Below are 19,169 nucleotides of genomic sequence, written 5' to 3'. Positions count from 1 at the left end.
GCAGTCGAAACCGGCGGCCCGGATCATCCGGGCCGCCGGGAGTGAATCACTCCGACTTGCCTTCCAGCTGTTCACGCAGCAGCGCGCCCAGCTTGGTGGTGCCGCTGGAAGCATCCGCCGCGACCTTGTTGTACTCGGCCAGGCTGGCAGCGGTCTCGGCTTCGTCCTTGGCGCGGATCGACAGCTGCAGCGTGCGGCCGCGACGATCCATACCCGTGAACTTGGCCTCGATGGTGTCGCCCACCTTCAGGTGCTGGCTGGCGTCCTCGATGCGCTCATCGCTGATGTCGCGCGCCATCACGTAGCCTTCCACGCCCTCGGCCAGGTCGATGGTGGCGCCCTTGGCGTCCACTTCACGCACGGTACCGGTGACCTTGGAACCCTTCGGATGGCCGGCCATGAACTGACCGAACGGATCCTGCTCCATCTGCTTGACGCCCAGGCTGATGCGCTCGCGCTCCGGGTCGACGGCAAGCACGACGGCCTGCAGGGTGTCGCCCTTCTTCAGCTCGCGTGCCAGGTCCTCGCCATCGGTGTTCCAGCTCATGTCGGACAGGTGCACCAGACCATCGATGCCGCCGTCCAGGCCGATGAACACGCCGAAGTCGGTGATCGACTTGATCTGGCCTTCCACCTTGTCGCCCTTCTTGTGGATGGCCGCGAAGGTCTCCCACGGGTTGGAGCTGACCTGCTTCATGCCCAGCGAAATGCGGCGACGCTCTTCGTCCACGTCCAGGACCATCACCTCGACGTCGTCGCCAACCTGCACGACCTTGGCCGGGTTGACGTTCTTGTTGGTCCAGTCCATCTCGGACACGTGCACCAGGCCCTCGACGCCCGGCTCGATTTCCACGAACGCGCCGTAATCGGTGACGTTGGAGACCTTGCCGAACACGCGGGTGTTGGACGGGTAGCGGCGGGCGATGTTGTCCCACGGATCCTCGCCCAGCTGCTTGAGGCCCAGGCTGACGCGGTTGCGCTCGCGGTCGTACTTGAGCACGCGCACTTCCAGCTCGGCGCCCACTTCCACCACTTCGGACGGATGGCGCACGCGCTTCCATGCCATGTCGGTGATGTGCAGCAGGCCGTCGATGCCGCCCAGGTCCACGAATGCGCCGTAATCGGTCAGGTTCTTGACCACGCCCGGCAGCACTGCGCCCTCGACCAGCTTCTCCATCAGCGCCTCGCGCTCTTCGGAGTGCTCGCTCTCGACCACTGCACGGCGGGACACGACAACGTTGTTGCGACGGCGATCAAGCTTGATGAGCTTGAACTCCAGGTCCTTGCCTTCCAGGTACGCGGGATCGCGCACCGGACGCACGTCGACCAGGGAGCCCGGCAGGAATGCGCGCACGTCCTTGATGTCGACGGTGAAGCCGCCCTTGACCTTGCCGCTGATCTTGCCGGTCACGGTCTCGTCGTTTTCCATGGCTTCTTCCAGCTCGTCCCACACCATGGCGCGCTTGGCCTTCTCGCGCGACAGTACGGTTTCGCCGAAGCCGTTCTCGAGCGCGTCCAGCGCCACCTTGACGATGTCGCCTTCAGCGATGTCGATCTCGCCGTCGTCGTTACGGAACTGTTCGATGGGCACGATGCCCTCGGACTTGAGTCCGGCGTTGATGACGACCACGTCGGTACGCACCTGGACGACGGTGCCGCTGACGATGGCGCCTGGCTTGAGCTTGGCCAGGTCGGTCTGACTGGCTTCGAACAGCTCTGCAAATGATTCGGTCATTAATTGATATCCGGTTGATGACACAAACCGCGCGGCACAGAGCAGATTCAGCGGAACTCTGAATGCGCGCGGTGGTCCACCCGTTTGGTCGGCCGGCGCGGGATTGCGCATGGGCCGCTGAGTGTTGTGGTTGAAATGGACAATCCGCCGGCTTCCCGGCGGGGCTTTATTCTGCTGGTGCCAGACCCTGGTCCGGGGAGCGTGGCGGCAGCAACGCCAACACGCGCCCCACGACCGTTTCGATGTCCAGGCCGGTGGTATCGATGTGGACGGCGTCTTCGGCCGGCCGCAGCGGCGCCACCGCGCGACTGGCGTCACGGGCGTCACGGGCGAGGATCTCGCGCAGCAGACCAGCCAATGTAACCGAAACCCCCTTGTCCCTCAACTGTTTATAGCGCCTCTCGGCACGTTCGTCGGCGCTGGCGGTCAGGAACACCTTGTAAGGGGCGTCCGGAAAAATGACCGTACCCATGTCGCGTCCGTCCGCCACCAGGCCCGGTGCACGCCTGAATGCGCGCTGACGATCCTTCAGCGCCTCACGCACTTCGGGGATGGCCGCGATCGCCGAGGCGGCGGCCCCGGCGGTTTCGGTGCGCAGCTCGGTCGTTGCGTCCACGTCGTTGACGAGCACCCGCGGCTCTTCATCCTCACCATCAATAAAACGAACCTGGGTGTCGAAGGCGCAGCGGACCAGGGCTGAGGCATCGGAGAGATCCAGGTTGCCCCAGCCTGCCGCCACCCCGACGGCCCGATACAGCGCACCGGAATCCAGGTAGTGCCAGCCCATGCGGGCAGCAATCGCGCGGCTGATCGTGCCTTTTCCCGATCCGGAAGGACCGTCGATGGTGAGGACAGGCAGGGCGGATCCGGGAGCGGCGTCGGTCATGATGGCGAAATAGTGGGAAGATTCAGGGCTGGCAAGTGTACTGCCCGGCGCTCCCTGGTCGCTGGGCCGGGACCCCGATTCAAAGGGTCGCCGCTTGCGCGTACAACAGACGCTTGCCCCTCGCGCGTGAAAACGCTACGATTGGCGGCTTGATTTCCGCCGCTCCAATTTTCAGAGGTTTGTCATGAAGGTCCTGTCCTCCCTGAAGTCGGCGAAGACCCGCCACCGCGACTGCAAGGTCGTTCGCCGTCGCGGCAAGGTCTTCGTGATCTGCAAATCCAACCCGCGTCTCAAGGCGCGCCAGCGCTGAGTTTCGCGCCGTGCGGCTGTTGCCGCACCGGTCGGTTGTGAGTTCGGGGTCGCAGAAATGCGGCCCCGAATCTTTTCCGGCCTTCGAAAACCACGCGTCCCCGCCGCTACTGCTTACAATCGCCCGTTCACATCGAGGGGAGGAACGCGCCATGAACCGTCGTGTCGTCAGTCGTGTCGAGAACCAACGCACCCATCGCGCCCGCATCCGCACCGCGCTGGCCCTGCCGGCCGCCGCATTGCTTGCGATCGCGGGATCGGCATCCGCGGACGTTTTGTTGATCGAACGGGTTGAAGCGCAGTCCCAGGTTGCCCTGCCCGCCCGTGGCCTGAGCATGCGCCAGGTGGAGCAGCAGTTCGGCGCACCCAGCGATCGGCTCGACGCCCGTGGCGGTCAGAAAAGCCAGTGGCCCAGGATCCATCGCTGGGTGTATCCGCAGTTCACGGTGTATTTCGAGCAGGACCGGGTGGTCAACGCCGTCCTGAACCAGGCCACCGCGAACGAAACCGGCCCAAAGCCGGCCATCCGCTGATTCATGGTTGCAGGTCACATGGTTGCAGGTCACATGGTTGAAGGTCAGGTGCGTTTTCCGGCGGAGTGGGAGCCTCAGTCCGCGGTGCTGCTCGCGTGGCCCCACGCTGACACCGACTGGGCCGATCGGCTGGGGGAAATCGAGGAGTGCTACATCTCCCTGGTGGAAGCGATTACCCGCTTCCAGCCGGCGGTGATCTGCGTTGCCGACGCGGACGTGGAAGCCTACGCGCGCGCCCGGCTGGCCTCGGCCCGCATCGACATGTCACGAGTCCAGTTTGTGGAGGTCGAATACGACGACACCTGGCTGCGTGATACCGGCCCGGTGACCCTGCGCGATGGCGACGGGTTCCGGCTGCTGGATTTCCGCTTCACCGGCTGGGGCGGAAAGTTCGGCGCCGCCCGCGATGATCGCCTCGTCAGCCAGCTGCAGGAAGCTGGAATCTTTGCGAACAATAGTCTCCAGGCCATTGATTTTGCCCTGGAAGGTGGCGCGATCGAAACCGATGGTGAGGGAACGTTACTGAGCACGCTGCGCTGTTTGCAGGAGCGCCATCCCACGCTGTCGCAGGCTGAACTGGAGCAGCAGCTGGGAAAATGGCTGCATCAGGATCGCTTCCTGTGGCTGCGGCACGGCTACATGGAAGGCGACGATACCGACGCCCACATCGACACCCTCGCCCGCTTCGCCGCGCCGGACGCGATCGTTTACCAATCCTGTGACGACGCGGCCGACAGCCACCATGCCGAACTGCAGGCAATGGCCGACGAACTTGCCGCAATGCGGACCCGCGATGACGCCCCGTATCGCCTGTTCCCGCTGCCCTGGCCGGCGCCGGTCATGGACGACGGACGTCGCCTGCCAGCTTCGTATGCCAATTTCCTGATCATCAACGGCGCGGTGCTGATGCCGGCCTACGACGACCCAGCCGACCAGCAGGCCGCTACGGTACTGGCTGAGGCGTTCCCCGGCCGCGAAATCGTGCAGGTCCCGTGTCGTCCGCTGATCTGGCAGAACGGCAGCCTGCATTGCCTCACCATGCAGATGCCCGAGGGCAGCGTGGCTGAGTGAACCGCACGGCAAACCGCGGCGCACCCTACAATGTGCGAATGAGAAACAAGACTGTTCCCGTCGCGCTGATCCAGGAGCGCAGCCACGGCGATGTCGAGGAAAACCTGGCCGTCATTGAAACCCGCGTCGCCGAGGCCGCCGCCGCGGGTGCAAAGCTGGTGATGCTGCAGGAGCTGCACAACGGCCCCTACTTCTGCCAGCACGAATCGGTGGATGAATTCGACCGGGCGGAATCCATCCCCGGGCCCAGCACCGAGCGCCTGTCACGGCTGGCCAGCCAGCACGGCGTGGTCATCGTCGGTTCGCTGTTCGAGCGCCGCGCGCCGGGCCTGTATCACAACACCGCCGTGGTCCTGGAAGCCGATGGCACCCTGCTCGGCAAGTACCGCAAGATGCACATCCCCGACGACCCGGGCTTCTACGAGAAGTTCTACTTCACCCCGGGCGACATGGGCTTCACCCCGATCGACAGCTCCGTCGGCAGGCTGGGCCTGCTGGTGTGCTGGGACCAGTGGTACCCGGAAGCCGCGCGCCTGATGGCATTGGCCGGTGCCGAGATCCTGCTCTATCCCACCGCCATCGGCTGGGATCCGGACGACGACGAGGACGAGAAACAGCGTCAGCGCGACGCCTGGATCATCAGCCATCGCGGCCACGCGGTGGCCAACGGCCTGCCGGTGCTGTCCTGCAACCGGGTCGGACACGAGACCTCCCCGCTGGGCGCCTCGGGCGTCGACTTCTGGGGCAACAGCCACGTGCTGGGTCCGCAGGGTGAATTCCTCGCCGAGGCGGGGGGCGATCCTGAGGTACTGCTGGCCGAGGTCGACATGGCCCGCAGCGAGGACGTGCGCCGGATCTGGCCGTTCCTTCGCGATCGTCGCATTGACGCCTACGCCGATCTGCTGCGCCGCTACATCGACTGAATCCTGACAGCAGGCCAACAACAGATGACAGATACCCAGCCCTCCCTGTGGCAGGAGCAGCCGCACGCCGTCGTGGAGCGCGATGGTGTGCGCTACACCCTGCTTGGCACCGCGCACGTGTCCCACGCCAGCGTGGACGCGGTTGAAGACGCGATTGAAAGCGGCGGCTTCGATACCGTGGCGGTGGAACTTGACGAAGCCCGCTTGCAGGCCCTGACCAATCCTGACTCGCTGGCCAAGCTCGATCTAGTGCAGGTGATTCGCAAAGGTCGCGTGGCGATGTTTGCCGCCAACCTGGCATTGGCCGCCTATCAGCGCCGCCTGGCCGAACAGCTGGGGATTGAGCCCGGTGCCGAGCTGAAGCGGGCCGCTGCGGTCGCCAAAGAGCGCGGCCTCGCACTCGAATTGATCGACCGCGATGTCGGCCTGACCTTCCGCCGGGCATCTGGCAGCCTGGGCTTCTTCGGCAAGTTGAAATTGGCCAGCGGCCTGTTTGCCGGCCTGCTCAGCAGCGACGAAATGGGCGAGGAGGAGATCGAGAAGCTCAAGCAGGGCGATATTCTCGAATCGACTTTCGGCGAATTCGCGCAGAGCAGCCCTGCCCTGTATGAAAGCGTGATCACCGAGCGCGATCGCTATATGGCGGCGCGTCTGCGCCAGGTACCGTCGGGGTCCAGGGAAGTGCTGGCCGTAGTCGGCGCCGGTCACCTGGCCGGGCTGGCGCGGCATCTGGCCGAAAGCCAGGACCTCCCGGAAACCACCCGGGAGACGCTCGAGCATGTTCCACCCACGCGCGGGCTGCGCTGGATCGGCACTGCGATCATGGTGCTGATCCTGGCCATGATCGGATGGGGCTACTGGCAGGGAGGCGCCGAGGTGGGCCGCCAGCTGGTATTGCAGTGGGTGCTGATCACCGCGGGCTTCGCAGCGCTGGGGACGATCCTTGCGGCCGGGCATCCGCTCGGCGTCCTCGCCGCGGCCGTGTCGGCGCCGCTCAAGCCGTTCCGCCCGCCCGGCGTATCGCCGGGACTGTTCAGCGGTCTGGTCGAAGCCCACTTCCGCAAGCCCGCCTACGGCGATTTCCTTGCCCTGCGCGACGATGCCGCTACCCTGCGCGGCTGGTACCGCAACCGGGTGTCGCGGACCCTGCTCAACTTCATCCTGACTAACCTGGGCTCGAGCCTGGGCGTGTGGGTCGCCGGCCTGCGGATCGCCGGCAAGCTGATGGCCTGACCGGCGCCGGACGACCCTGCATTTCGGGAGTCAGATTGGCTCTGGCACGGACTCAACGCCGCGGGCGCGGCGCAGGGTCCGTTTGGTGCTGTTGGCCAGGTCATCCAGGATCGCGTAGATGGTCGGCAGGAACAGCAGGCTGACAATGGTGGAGAACGCCAGTCCGCCGGCCACCGCGCGCGCCATCGGCGAGTAGGCCAACCCGCCCAGCACCACTGTCTCACTCAGTGAGATCGGCACCATCGCCAGTACCGCCGTGCCCATGGTCATCAGAATCGGGCGCAGGCGCTCGCGGCTGCCGGCCACCAACGCGTCGGTGCGGTTCATGCCGGTGCGGCGCAGGTTGTTGATGTGCTCGACCATGATGATGCCGTTGTTCACCACCACGCCCATCAGCACCAGGATGCCGATAAAGGCCATCACCGTGAACGCGGTGCCGGTGAGCCAGAACAGCCAGAACACGCCCAGAATCGAGAACACCACGCAGCTCATGATCGCCGAGGGGAACAGCAGCGACTCGAACACCGCCGCCATCACCACGTAGATCATGACCAGTGCCAGCAGCAGGTTGAACATCATCTGCCCCATCGCCTCCTGGTCCTCTTCAAATCCGCTGCCGGCGAAGCTGTAGCCGTAGCCGGCCGGGAACGCCACCGCGCCCAGGGTCTGCTCCATCGCAGCGCGGGCATCGGCCATGGTGGCGTCGCTGCCCAGGTTGGCCTGGATCGCCAGCGCGGTCTGCCGGTCGGTCCGGGTGATGCGGTTGGCGGCGGGATCGACGGAAATATCGACCATGGCCAGCAGCGGCACGGTGCGCCCGTCCGGCGAGCGCACGGTGAAGGTGGCAATGTCCTCGGCGCTGAATTCCTCGGCGCCGGCAAAGCGCACCCACACCGGCACTTCGCTGTCACCGCGACGGAATTCGCGCAGCTGGTTGCCGCGCAGGGCCAGGCCGACGAACGTGGAGACCTGTTCGGCAGTGAAGCCGAACGCCGCCGCACGCTCGCGGTCCACCCGCACGCTCAGCTCGTTGGCACGGTCCCCGGCTTCGATGCGTACGTCGCGCAGCTCTGGCCGCTGGGCAAGGATCGGCACCAGGTCCTGGCCCAGGTCGCGCAGTACCTCCATGCTGTCGCCAACCAGCTGCACCTGCACATTCTGTCCCAGCCCCCCACCCTGCTCGTCGCTGCCGCGCACGCCGATGTCGGCACGCGCGGAAACAGGCAGGCCGGCGCTGATCGCTTCGGCGATCGGCCTGGTATCGGCCACGCTGCCGTCCAGGGTGATCGCGGTGCCGGCGTCGCCCTGCTCGCCGAACCAGGAATACACCTGGGTGATACGGAACCGCTCGCGGTTCTCATCCAGGTAGCGCTCGACCCGCATCACTTCGTCGGAGACCTGGTCCAGCGTGTAGCTGCCCTTCCACTGGTAGTAGATCTGCAGCTCGCCCGCGTCACCACCGCCAAACAGGTCGAACTTGGTTTGCGTCATCGGCACCAGGCTGGCGGCAATCACCAGCACGATCCCAGCCACGCTCCAGCCGCGATGCTCCAGGCTCCAGCGCAATACGCGGGCGTAGCCCCGCTGCATACGCGGAATCAGACCGCCAGGGCGATGCACGGCGGCCGGCGTCTTCATGCGTGCGGACAGCATCGGGATCAGACTCACCGCCACCAGCCACGAGGCCAGCAGCGACACCGAAATGGTGATCGCGATCTGGGTCATGAAGATGCTGATGGTGTTGGTCTCGCCCAGCAGGTTGGGCAGGAACACGATGCAGTGGCAGATGGTGCCCGCCGACAGCGCGATGGCCACGTTGCGGGTGCCCACCACCGATGCGCGCCAGGGCTGGTCGGGTACCTTCTCGCGCTCCTGGTAGATGCTCTCCACCACTACCACCGCGTTGTCGACCAGCATGCCCACGGCAAGCAGCAGGCCCATCAGGCTGAGTACGTTGAGCGTCACCCCGAAGAAATGCATGAAGCCCAGCGTCATCACGAAACAGATCGGGATTGCCAGAGTGACCATCAGCGTTGACGGCCAGTGACGCAGGAAGAAGAACAGCACCACGATCGACAGCAGCAGGCCGATCACACCCGCCTCGGCCAGCTCCATCAAAGAGTCGGTGACCTCATCGCCCATGTTCTGGATCACCCGGAAATCAATGCCGCGCAGCGCGGGGTGCTCGCGTGCTTCCTCCAGCGCGGCAAGCGCCTGGCGCGAGACATCCACCAGGTTGGCATCGCGCTCCTTGTAGATCTCAAGGCCCACCGCTGAACGACCATCCAGGCGTCGGCCGGAGTCCATGCGCGAAGGCTTGAAGCGCACGTCCGCGACATCGCCCAGGCGCAGGCCGCGTTCATTCAGCGGCAGGTCGCGCAGCTGTTGCAGGTCGCTGATCTCTCCCAGTGGCTGGACCCGCAGCCGCTGTCCGCCGTCTTCGATCAAACCGGCGGAAACCGAGAAATTCACCGTCTGCAGGCGCGCGGCCAGGGCATTCAGTTCCAGCCCATGTGCGCTCAATCGATCGGGATCGATCGCGATCTCCACCTCGTTTGGCGGCGCTCCGCTGATATCCACCCGGGCTACGCCCGGCACCCGTTCGATACGCCGCTTGAGCTGGCGATCAAGCAGGTCGTAGGCGCCGGTCAGGTTGGTTTCGGCGGCCAGCCGCACCCGCAGTACCGGCTGGTCGCTGGTGGAAAACTTGAGTACCAGATAGCGGCGGAAGTCGTCCGGCAGTTCACCGCGCACCGCATCCACACGTTCACGCGCCTCGGACGCGGCAATGGCGGTGTCCCGATCCCAGTCCGAAAGCTCCATGAACACGCCCGCGCTGTCCGCGGTGGCGTTGGACTGCATGCGCTTGATGCCGGTCATGGTGGCCAGCGCTTCCTCCACCGGCCGCAGCACGTTGCGCTCCACCTCTTCCGGCGTCGATCCCGGATAGGGCAGCTGCACGTACAGGAACGGGGGCGATACGTCCGGCAGTGCTTCCAGGGGCAAACGGAACGCGGCGATCAGGCCCACCACGAACAGCGATACAAACAGCATCACCGTGGTGACCGGACGCTTGAGGCTCAGCTCGGCGAGGCTCATGCCAGCTGCTGCTCCGGACCGCCCTCATCCGCCGCCGCACCCAGCCGCGCCCGTCGGCCGCGCTCTGCGTACCAGGCATCGCCGCGGCGATCGAGCAGGTCGTACACCACCGGGATCACCAAAAGGGTCAGCAGCGTGGACACCAGCAGGCCGCCGATCACCGTGATCGCCATCGGCGATCGCACTTCGGCACCTTCACCAAACGCCAGCGCCAGTGGCAGGAACCCGAACAGCGTGCTGAGCGTGGTCATGGCGATCGGCCGCAGACGCGAACGCGCCCCCTCGACCAGCGCCTCGCGCTTGGCCACGCCGGCTTCGCGCAGCTGGTTGACCTTGTCGATCAGGATGATCGCGTTCTTCACCACCAGGCCCACCATCAATATCAGCCCGATGAACACCACCACCGAAATCGTGTTGCCGGTGACCAGCAGCGCCAGCACTGCGCCCACCATCGCCAGCGGGATGGTGAACAGGATCACGAACGGATGCAGCAGCGACTCGAACTGCGAGGCCATCACCAGATACACCATGAAAATGGCCAGGCCGAAGGCGAACATCAGCGACCGGATAGATTCGCCCAGTTCTTCGCCCTGCCCGCCGATGTGCATGGAAATGTCCGCGCCCAGCGGGTCGTCAGCCACCATCTGCTGGACCTCGGCCACGGCCGTGCCCAGGTCGATTCCAGCCAGGTTGGCCGAAACCATGGCTACCCGTCCCTGGTCGGCCCGGTGGATCTCACTCGGACCCACGGTCGCCACCACGTCTGCGACCGCAGCAAGACGGACCGGCCGGGCGGCGCCGGGGTTGATCACCAGGTTGCGGATCCGTTCCACCGAATCGCGCTCGCTTTCCTGCGCCCTGACCAGCACGTCGATTTTGCGGTCGCGGAAATTGTAGCGGGTGGCCACCTCGCCGCGAACCGAGCGCACCACGGCGTCCGCAATCTCGCGCGTCGTCAGGCCCAGCGAGCCGGCACGTTCCTGGTCGAACACAATCTGGATCTCCGGCGCGCCCTGCTCACCGGTTGCTTTCACATCGGCGTAGTTGGGGTTGGCGCGCAGCATGGCGGCCATCTTCTGCCCGGCCGCGGCCAGTGCATCCAGGTTCTGGCCCTGCAGCTCGATCTCCAGCGGCGTGGAAAAACTGAACAGCGATGGCCGGCTGAAGTCGACCTGCACGCCCGGATACACGCTGACGGTGGTGCGCAGGCGCTGGATGAGCTCCGCCTCCAATGCACGGCTGCCACCTCCCTCCATCACCACGCTCAGCTTGCCGACGTTCTCGCCGCTGTCGGTGGGGCTGGCATCCAGCCGCGTGCCGGTGCCGCTGACGCCGAACAGCACCTGGATGCCCGGGTCCCCGGCATGCCTGGCCTGCACCTCGCGCACCACCCGGTCGGTTTCCCGCAGCGGGGTGCCCGGCGGGAGCTTGACGGTCATTTCAAAACGATCTTGGGCAAGCTGCGGGATCAGGTCGGTTCCCAGCATCGGCACGGCCATCAAGGCCAGTGCGAACGCTCCGGCGGCGATGCCGAGCACCAGGCCCGGGCGGGCAATCGCACGCGGCAGCATCCGCAGGTAGCGCGTCTCGGCGTGGTCGTACAGATGCATTGCGCCGCCGCTGGCGCGATCTGCCACTGGAGCGACCACGGCTGTCAGCAGCCGCCACGCCCGCACCACCACCCACGACACGAGATACAGCGTCTTTCGCACCGCAGCGCTGATCCAACGGCCCAGTGCGGCAAACGGCTTCTGCCAAAGCCGCTGCGGCCGCCACGGCTGGCGGACTGTTTCGTCCGGGAACGCCAGCGGCGGGCTGCCCTTGAGCGAGCTGAGCATCGGGATCAGGGTGACCGCGACCAGCAGCGACACGCCAACCGCGATCGCGATCGTGAGCGCCTGGTCGCCAAACAGCTGCCCGGCGATGCCCTCCACGAACACCAGCGGCAGGAACACGGCAATGATCGTGAGGGTGGATGCCACCACCGCCATGCTGACCTCGCGCGTGCCTTCGATCGCCGAGGCCAGGATGCCCAGCCCGCGCTCGCGCGCCTTGGCAATGCTTTCCAGCACCACGATGGAGTCATCCACCACCAGGCCCGCCGCCAACGCCAGACCGCTGAGCGACATGACGTTCAAACTCAGGCCCAGCTGGCCCATGACGAAGAACGTGGTGATGATTGAAATGGGCAGCGACAGCCCGACCACCAGCGTGCTCCAGCCGCTGCGCAAGAACAGGAAGATGATCAGGATCGCCAGCGCGCCGCCGATCACCGCGTCCACTTTGACGTCGCTGATTGCAGCGCGGATGAACTTGGCCTGGTCGTCGACCACGGTCAGGGTGATGTCCGCCGGCAGCCGCTCACGGATCTGCTGGATGCGTGCGTGCACCGCGTCCGCAGTGGCCACGGTGTTGGCATCGCCTTCCTTGTAGAGGGCCAGCTCCACCGCTTCGCGCCCGTCCAGGCGGATGATCGCCTCGCGCTCCTTGTAGCCCTGGGTGACGGTGGCGATATCGCCCAGGCGCACGGGCCGGCCATCGGCAACCGCGCGATTGCCCGCCGAAGCCGCACTCTGCGCGGACATCGCCGCCGCCATCACTGACGCATCGCCCGAGGCCGCGGCAATCCGCGCGACCTCTTCCGCCCCGCCACCACCCGCGCTGGCGGACTGGGTAGCCACCAGCATGTCGCGGATTTCATCGATGCTGGAGAACTGGTTTACCGTGCGCACCAGATAGCGCTGGTTGCCCTGCTCCAGCCGACCACCGGACAGGTTGATGTTTTCCTGCTGCAGGCGCTGGATCACGTTCTCGATAGGCAGTCCGATCCGCACCAGCTGCTGGGTATCCAGATCCACCTGGATCTCATCTTCCAGGCCGCCGCCGACGCGCACTGCCGCCACGCCCGGAACCGACTCCAGTCGCCGCTTGAGATCATCGTCCGCATAGCGGCGCAGGGAATTGAGCTGCCCGACCTCGTTGCCTTCGGCTGCGGCCGACAGCGCCACCCGCAGGATCGGCTCGGTGGACGGATTGAAGCGCAGCAGCACTGGCGGCTGCACTTCGAACGGCAGCTGCAGCGTCTCCAGTTTGTCGCGCACCTCCAGGCTGGCCTGGTCCATATCGGTGCCCCAGGCGAACTCCAGCACCACGTCGCTTTGACCCGTGCGCGAGACCGATTTGAGCTTGCGCAGGCCTTTGACCACGCCCAGCGCTTCCTCGGCGGGTTCGGTGATCAGGGTCTCCACTTCCATCGGCGCCGCACCGGTGTATTCAGTGCGCACGGTCAGGGTGGGATAGCTGAGATCCGGAAGCAGGTTGACCCGCAGGTTGCCCAGCGCGATCAGGCCAAACAGCAGGAAGCTGACGGTCACCATGGCAACCGTGACGCGCCGCCGGGTGGCGAATTCAACCACGCCGCTCATTGGTCGTTACCGTCTGCCTGCTGCGCGCCCTCTTCGGCGACGGTCGGCCCGGGATCGACCGCCGTGTCGCCGATCACCTGGACGGTGCTGCCATCGCGCAATGCAGCCTTGCCGGCGATGACCACCCGGTCGCCCACGGCCAGTCCGCTCACGACTTCCACAAAACCGCCGTCCACGTGACCAGGCTCCACCGCGGTGCGGTAGGCAATACCGTCACGGACCAGATAGACCATTGGCTCGCCCTCATCCTCCAGCAGCGCCAGACGCGGAATCGTCAGCACGTCGGCGCGCTGGTCGTAGTCGATCCGGAAGCGGCCGAACATGCCCGGCTGGAGTCGCTGATCGCCTGCAAACACGCTGATCACCCGGAAGGTGCCGCTGCCTGCGTCCACGACCGGTGCGACCCGGTCAACCCGGCCTTCAAACACCTGGCCCGGCAGTGCATCCACCTGCATCCTCACCGGCTGGCCGGCCTTGAGGGTGGCCAGTTCACGCTCGGGGACGTTGAGCGTGGCCTCCAGACGTGAGTTGTCCACGATCCGCATGATCGGGGTGTTGATCTGGACGAAATTTCCGGTCTTGATCGATCGGGAGGCGATGACCCCCGAGATCGGCGCGGTCACCGTGGTGTAGGACAGCTCCAGGCGCGCGAGGTTGTAGGACGCGCGCGCATTCTCCAGGTCGTAGCGCATCTGGTCGTGCTCGCCGGCGCTGATCAGCTGCTGCGCCGCCAGCTGTTCGGCACGCCGGTAATTGCTTTCCAGCTTGCGCATCTGGGCTTCGATCTGGGCTACCGCAAGGCGCGCACGATCCGGGTCCAGACGCACCAGTGCCTGGCCTGCCTTCACTGTCTGGCCTTCTTCCACCAGCACCTGCAGCGCCACCCCGGAGGTCTTGGCCACCACCTGGGCTTCGGCCAGCGGTTCCAGTGAGGCGGTACCGGTATAGCTTGCGGCGATGGTGCGGGGAGCGGCCTGCACGACCTCTACCGGCACGGCTGGCGCCTGCTCGCTGTCGCCGGCCTGGGCATCACCCTGCGGGCGGCTGCAGGCAGCCAGAACCGTCAGCGCGGCGATCAACAACAGCGGCCACGTGCGCTGACCACTCCTGGAAGAACTTGCAAGCATGAGAGCCGACTCTGTTTGGTGTTGTAGTCATGTATATCACCGGACCGGTAAAACGCAAGCCCGCCAAAGGTCACGGTGGTCCTGGCAACGCCCATCCAGGCAGCTGGGGCAGCGATTGTACGGCAGGCTATACTGCGCCGATGGAGCGCCGAGGGGGATGATATCGGCGGCGCCCAGATGGCAGTCAGTCACGCTACATCCAGCCAACAAAAACGCGGGAAAATACATGATGCGACCGCTGCACCTTGCCGCTTGTCTTGCACTCTCCGCGCTGCCTTTCGCGGCGTTCACCCAGGAACCGGACGCTGCTGCGCCGGTCGAAACTTCCGTCGAGGAAGGCCGCATGCTGGGTTACACCTGCATGGGCTGCCACGGCATCCGGGAGTACCGCAACGCCTACCCCGCCTACCGGGTGCCGAAGATCGGTGGGCAATCTCAGGAATACCTCACCAACGCGCTGACCGAATACAAACGCGGCACGCGCCGTCATCCGACCATGGAAGCCCAGGCCAAAAGCTTTTCCGAGCAGGATATCGCCGCCCTGGCCGCCTTCCTGTCGAGCGTGAACAAGTGAGGGACGCCATGATCAAGTCGAAAAACGCCGTACTCGTTTCCTTCTTCGTCGCCGCAGCGGCGCTCACCGCCTGCGCTCCGGCCGATGGTGAAAGCTCATCGGCGGGACTGCCCAAGGGTCGCGTCGAGGCCGGCGAACTGCAGGCCAGCGTCAAGGGCGAGGCCACCGGCCAGTCCTGCGTGGACTGCCATGGTGCGGACGGCAACCAGCCGCTGGATCCGACCTACCCGAAAATCGGCGGTCAATATGGGGATTACCTGGGACATGCGTTGCAGCAGTACCGCAGCGGCCAGCGCGATCATTCGCTCATGTCCAACCAGGCCCGGGGGCTGACCGATCAGCAGATCGCCGATCTGGCGGCTTTCTACGCCTCCCAGCCCTCCCAGCTGAGCGACCTCAGCGGGGTGTACTGACGGTTCCGGCCGGCCCTTTGGGCCGGCACGTTGGTGGCAAGCGCGGGTTCAATTCCACCGGGTTCACCTTCACCAGGTTCAATTCCACACGTCGTCGCTGAGGCCTTCCTGGTCCTCGTGCAGCTCCGGGCGGAAAGGCACGTCCGGTGGCGGCCGCGCTGAAGCGGGATTGTCCTGCAGGTTCGGATCCACGATTCCACAGCCGCCGGCGAGTGCGAGGGTCACCACGTCGCAGCGGATTGATTTATTGGTGCCCGGGATCGGGATCAGCACCGTGCGTACGCTGCGCCGGACCCATTCCTGCAGCAGGTTTTCATTGGGTATCCAGAAGCGGTCCAGGCTGGTCGGCTCGTAGTCGGTGGGCGGCCGCTTGAGCCAGGTTCCCATGCGGTCGATGCGTTCGTAATCCTCGGTAATGGTGCCCGGGGGAAGGCCTCCCCCCACCCGACCGTCACCCGGCAGCCGCGTGCTGCCATCGGGATTGAACAGGCTCGCCGTTCCTTCCTGACCGCCGGCGCGCTCCCGACTTGAATCGCCCCAGTCGTCATCACGCACCGGGCTGTCCCAGCCGCCTTCCTGCACGACCGGTGCCGGACCGCGTCCGGGAACCGGCTGGTTGCTGGCACTTGGGGTGGCAGTCGAACTCGCAGTGGAGCTGGCGGGCGGTGCTGCGGTCGGGGCAGGCTCGCCTGCAGCGTCACTTGCGGTCGTCGCCGGCTCCTGCACGGCCGGCATCGGCACGTCCCTGATCCTTGCAGTGCGCACCGGAGCGTCCAGTACAGGCGCCTCGATAGATGGTGAGGCGATCTCCGGCAGCGGGATGCTTTGCGGCGCAGGGGGCAGGGCCACCTCCCGCTCACGGATCTGGACTTCGGGCTGGGCCAGTTCGCGGGGCTGTGGCTCCCGGGTGGCAATCACCGGTGCTGCCAGCTCAGGGGTCTCGGCCAGTTCGATTTCGCGGCTGCGTGGCGCAACCTCCACCGCCCGCATCTGCGGCGCCTCGATATCAACCGGTGGAATGGGCGGCAGCAGTAACGGGCCGTCCGGCTGATCTGTTTCGGTGATCTCCAGCGGCTGTTCCGCAATCGGTGGGAGCTCGACCGGAGGCAGTGGCTCGGGCACGCTTTCCAGCAACTCAGGGAGTGCAGGTTGCGCTGGTTGTGGCGGGGGTTGTGGTTGAGGGGGTGGCGGAGCCGGCTGCACAGACGCGGTTTCTGGCTCCGGCTCGGCATCTGCCTGCCCGGGCGCGATCCCCCCACCCTCCTCTTCCGGCGTACCGGTACCGATGAACGACACTTCGATCACGTGCTCGCCGCGCTGGGCATCAGCGTCCGGTGCCAGTACGAAACGGGCGTGCATCAACCAGGACAGCGCCAACACCAGCACCAGGTGCAACAGGAAGGAAACCGTGCGCGCCAGTATGCGCAGGCCACGTTCATCCCGTCTGGGCGGCTCCCAGCCCCTCAGCCAGCCGGGCGTGATTGACCACAACCACCCTCCGGTTTCCACCCGCGGCGTCCGCTCAGCCCGAGCTGCGTTTGATGTACGGCGCCGTACCGGTCTCGTGATCGGTGGCGTCGCGCACCGCGGTCACGCCGGGGACCTTCTGCACCAGGGTCTTCTCGATGCCCTGCTTCAGGGTCACGTCGGCCATGCCGCACCCGTGACAGCCACCGCCAAAGCGCAGGATCACCACGCCGTCGGCAGTGACTTCCTCCAGCGACACGTGGCCACCGTGACTGGCGAGCTGCGGATTGATTTCGTGCTCGATCAGCCAGCGCACGCGTTCCACCAGCGAAGCGCCGGCGCCCGGGGCTTCGCCCTTGATCTTCGGTGCACGGATCTGCAGCTGGCCACCCGTGGCCTGCGTGGTGAAGTCGATGTCCGCGCCGTCGAGGAACTTCACGCTGTCGGCGTCCAGCCACAGGGTGAAGCCTTCGCAATCCACCGCCCACTCGTCGCCCTTCAGGTCGGAGGGCTCGGTGAACTCCAGGCGCACGTCAGCCTGGGCGGTGCCGGGATGGACGGCCGCAAGGCGCACGCCAAGACCGGGCAGGTCCTCGCGTTCGATCAGCTTGCGGAAGTGGGTTTGAGCGTTCTCTGAGATCTGGATCATGCGGGTATTCTATCCGTCCTGCTCCCGGTATTCCGAACACCAGTCGACCGGGAGCCCTGCCGTCGATATCCCAGGAGCCCTGCCATGCCAGACCCCACCCCTCTTGCCCAGGCCGATTGCGTGCCTCGCAGCAGGCCGGAGCACCGCCTCGACGAGGCCCGGGTGCGCGAACTCCTGCCCCAGCTGGCGGATTGGGAGCTGGCCGAACAGGGCCAGGCGCTGGTGCGGACCTTCCGCTTCAAGGACTACTACCGGACCATGGCCTTCGTGAATGCGCTGGCGTTCATGGCCCACGCCCAGGATCACCACCCGGACCTGGGGGTGCACTACGACCGTTGCGTGGTCCGCTATTCCACCCACGATGTGGGCGGCCTGTCTGAAAATGACTTTATCTGTGCAGCCAGGGCCGACGCGCTGGCCGGATGATCCAGGCGCCGCTGTTCAGGCTCTGCCCGCCCCGGCCAGGGCGTCCAGCACCTGGGAAAGCTCCGGCGCCAGCGGCGCGTGCAGCAGGTAGGGCGCCGTGCCGCCATCCAGTGAAAACTCCAGCGACGCCGCGTGCAGGAACATGCGCTTCAGCCCGACCTTGTCGCGCAGGCGTCGGTTGATCTCCGCGTCGCCGTATTTGTCGTCGCCGGCCACGGGATAGCCGATGTGCTGCGCGTGCGCCCGGATCTGGTGGGTACGGCCGGTTTCAATCTGGATTTCGCAGTAGGAATGCCCCCCACGCCGCTCCAGCAGCCGGAAATGGCTCAGCGACGGTTTGCCGGCCTCGTTGACCTGCACGTGGCGCTCGCCACCCTGGCGCAGCCCCACGTGCAGCGGTGCATCAACAGTCATCGTGCCGTCCGGCATCCGTCCCGCGAGCAGGGCCAGGTAGCGCTTGGAAATGCCGCTGCGCGCGTCGCCATCGGCTTCGCGCATCAGCGCCTGCAGCTGGGTCAGCGCGGAGCGCTTCTTGGCAAACAGCAGCATGCCGGAGGTGTCGCGATCGAGCCTGTGCACCAGCTCAAGTGACTGGTCCGGTCGCAGCGCCCGCAGGGTTTCGATGGCGCCGAATCCGATCCCGCTGCCCCCGTGGCTGGCCACGCCACTGGGCTTGTTGAGCGCAAGCAGCCGCTCATCCTCGAACACGATCGCCTCGTCCAGCGCCTTCATCAGCCCTTTCGGCGGTGTTGCCCGCTCGCCCGGCTCCTCCATCCGCACCGGCGGAATCCGCACCTCGTCACCCCCCACCAGGCGCCGGTCGGCTTTGGCCCGGCCCCCGTTCACCCGGACCTGGCCGGAACGCACCAGCTTGTACACCAGGCTGCGCGGTGCGCCCTTGAGCTGGCCAAGCAGGAAATTGTCCAACCGCTGGCCGTCCCGGTCTTCGGAAACCCGCACCATATGTGCGCCGCGGGAGGGTGGAACGGTACTGTCCGGATGGCTCATGCGTGCCTCTTGATCTGCTACACTCGCGGCGCGATATAAGGGTTTGATTTCGCAGGGAGTTGCGCTGGTATCGCCTTGGCGATGCCGGAACATGAAAACCGGGCCGAAAACCCACCTCCCTCGATCCCGATTGCAGTACGCGGCCACCGCCTTCGGGGCGGACATGTTAGCGGCTCATCGGCAAGCCCGGCCATCGTCCGTTTCAACGGGACATCCTATTGGTCATCCCCTGGAATGGTGCTGAACATGCCCCGTGCGGCGTCTCCCGGCCCAGCTGGAAGTCGCCGCCGG

16 protein-coding genes are annotated in these 19,169 nt (G+C 66.0%); 8 read left to right on the top strand and 8 right to left on the bottom strand.

The annotated features are described in order from the left end of the window. Positions 1-46: 46 nt before the first annotated feature. Together rpsA and cmk are read right to left on the bottom strand one after the other, a co-directional pair. Entirely contained in the window at positions 47-1,735 is a 1,689-nt protein-coding gene (rpsA, locus tag WCE59_RS01380; RefSeq protein ID WP_343256904.1) for a 30S ribosomal protein S1, read from the bottom strand. A 166-nt stretch (positions 1,736-1,901) separates the two neighbouring features. Continuing rightward, the gene (gene cmk / locus WCE59_RS01375; RefSeq protein ID WP_343256903.1) at positions 1,902-2,621 is read right to left on the bottom strand and encodes a (d)CMP kinase; all 720 of its coding nucleotides are present in this window, start codon (positions 2,619-2,621) and stop codon (positions 1,902-1,904) included. A 184-nt stretch (positions 2,622-2,805) separates the two neighbouring features. Between cmk and ykgO the strand changes: the two genes are divergently transcribed. From ykgO to WCE59_RS01350, 5 genes are all read left to right on the top strand, one after another. Next, complete coding sequence (gene ykgO / locus WCE59_RS01370; RefSeq protein WP_333910734.1) at positions 2,806-2,931, top strand: type B 50S ribosomal protein L36; 126 nt, start codon at positions 2,806-2,808, stop codon at positions 2,929-2,931. Between the two features lie 151 nt (positions 2,932-3,082). Next, on the top strand, positions 3,083-3,463 hold the full coding sequence (locus WCE59_RS01365) for a hypothetical protein (RefSeq protein WP_343256902.1): 381 nt from the start codon (positions 3,083-3,085) through the stop codon (positions 3,461-3,463). Positions 3,464-3,481: 18 nt separating this feature from the next. Continuing rightward, complete coding sequence (locus WCE59_RS01360) at positions 3,482-4,534, top strand: agmatine deiminase family protein (RefSeq protein WP_343256901.1); 1,053 nt, start codon at positions 3,482-3,484, stop codon at positions 4,532-4,534. 38 nt (positions 4,535-4,572) lie between these two features. Further along, entirely contained in the window at positions 4,573-5,457 is an 885-nt protein-coding gene (locus WCE59_RS01355; protein ID WP_343256900.1) for a carbon-nitrogen hydrolase, read from the top strand. A 24-nt stretch (positions 5,458-5,481) separates the two neighbouring features. Then, complete coding sequence (locus WCE59_RS01350) at positions 5,482-6,690, top strand: TraB/GumN family protein (protein WP_343256899.1); 1,209 nt, start codon at positions 5,482-5,484, stop codon at positions 6,688-6,690. Positions 6,691-6,720: 30 nt separating this feature from the next. Here WCE59_RS01350 and WCE59_RS01345 read toward each other — a convergent pair whose 3' ends face one another. The 3 genes from WCE59_RS01345 to WCE59_RS01335 are packed head-to-tail and all read right to left on the bottom strand — an operon-like array spanning position 6,721 to position 14,341. Next, positions 6,721-9,789 carry an efflux RND transporter permease subunit gene (locus tag WCE59_RS01345; protein ID WP_343256898.1) on the bottom strand — a complete coding sequence of 1,023 codons (3,069 nt, stop codon included), beginning with the start codon at positions 9,787-9,789 and terminating at the stop codon, positions 6,721-6,723. After that, on the bottom strand, positions 9,786-13,214 hold the full coding sequence (locus tag WCE59_RS01340; protein WP_343256897.1) for an efflux RND transporter permease subunit: 3,429 nt from the start codon (positions 13,212-13,214) through the stop codon (positions 9,786-9,788). The genes WCE59_RS01345 and WCE59_RS01340 overlap by 4 nt, the downstream gene beginning before the upstream one ends. Continuing rightward, the gene (locus tag WCE59_RS01335) at positions 13,211-14,341 is read right to left on the bottom strand and encodes an efflux RND transporter periplasmic adaptor subunit (protein WP_343256896.1); all 1,131 of its coding nucleotides are present in this window, start codon (positions 14,339-14,341) and stop codon (positions 13,211-13,213) included. Before WCE59_RS01335 ends, WCE59_RS01340 begins: the two co-directional genes overlap by 4 nt. A gap of 229 nt (positions 14,342-14,570) precedes the next feature. Here WCE59_RS01335 and WCE59_RS01330 point away from each other — a divergent pair, with 229 nt between their 5' ends. Together WCE59_RS01330 and WCE59_RS01325 are read left to right on the top strand one after the other, a co-directional pair. Further along, complete coding sequence (locus WCE59_RS01330; protein ID WP_343257098.1) at positions 14,571-14,915, top strand: c-type cytochrome; 345 nt, start codon at positions 14,571-14,573, stop codon at positions 14,913-14,915. Positions 14,916-14,923: 8 nt separating this feature from the next. Beyond that, positions 14,924-15,328 (top strand): c-type cytochrome, encoded by a 405-nt coding sequence (locus WCE59_RS01325; RefSeq protein WP_343256895.1) that lies wholly within the window; start codon positions 14,924-14,926, stop codon positions 15,326-15,328. 78 nt (positions 15,329-15,406) lie between these two features. Here the strand turns inward: WCE59_RS01325 and WCE59_RS01320 are convergent, their stop codons facing one another. Together WCE59_RS01320 and WCE59_RS01315 are read right to left on the bottom strand one after the other, a co-directional pair. Beyond that, positions 15,407-16,819: a hypothetical protein gene (locus WCE59_RS01320; protein ID WP_343256894.1), complete on the bottom strand. Its 1,413-nt coding sequence runs from the start codon at positions 16,817-16,819 to the stop codon at positions 15,407-15,409. A 31-nt stretch (positions 16,820-16,850) separates the two neighbouring features. Beyond that, positions 16,851-17,444, bottom strand: a complete 594-nt coding sequence (locus WCE59_RS01315) for an NfuA family Fe-S biogenesis protein (protein WP_343256893.1) — start codon at positions 17,442-17,444, stop codon at positions 16,851-16,853. 84 nt (positions 17,445-17,528) lie between these two features. Between WCE59_RS01315 and WCE59_RS01310 the strand changes: the two genes are divergently transcribed. Beyond that, the gene (locus WCE59_RS01310; protein ID WP_343256892.1) at positions 17,529-17,870 is read left to right on the top strand and encodes a 4a-hydroxytetrahydrobiopterin dehydratase; all 342 of its coding nucleotides are present in this window, start codon (positions 17,529-17,531) and stop codon (positions 17,868-17,870) included. Positions 17,871-17,885: 15 nt separating this feature from the next. On the opposite strand, the gene WCE59_RS01305 is transcribed toward WCE59_RS01310, so the two are convergent. After that, the gene (locus tag WCE59_RS01305) at positions 17,886-18,878 is read right to left on the bottom strand and encodes an RluA family pseudouridine synthase (protein ID WP_343256891.1); all 993 of its coding nucleotides are present in this window, start codon (positions 18,876-18,878) and stop codon (positions 17,886-17,888) included. Between the last annotated feature and the right edge of the window lie 291 nt (positions 18,879-19,169).

Origin of the sequence: Luteimonas qiangzhengi (genome assembly GCF_039548515.1) — a bacterium.
In the GTDB taxonomy this organism is placed as follows: domain Bacteria; phylum Pseudomonadota; class Gammaproteobacteria; order Xanthomonadales; family Xanthomonadaceae; genus Luteimonas.
This window is presented reverse-complemented; position numbering and strand designations above follow the sequence as displayed.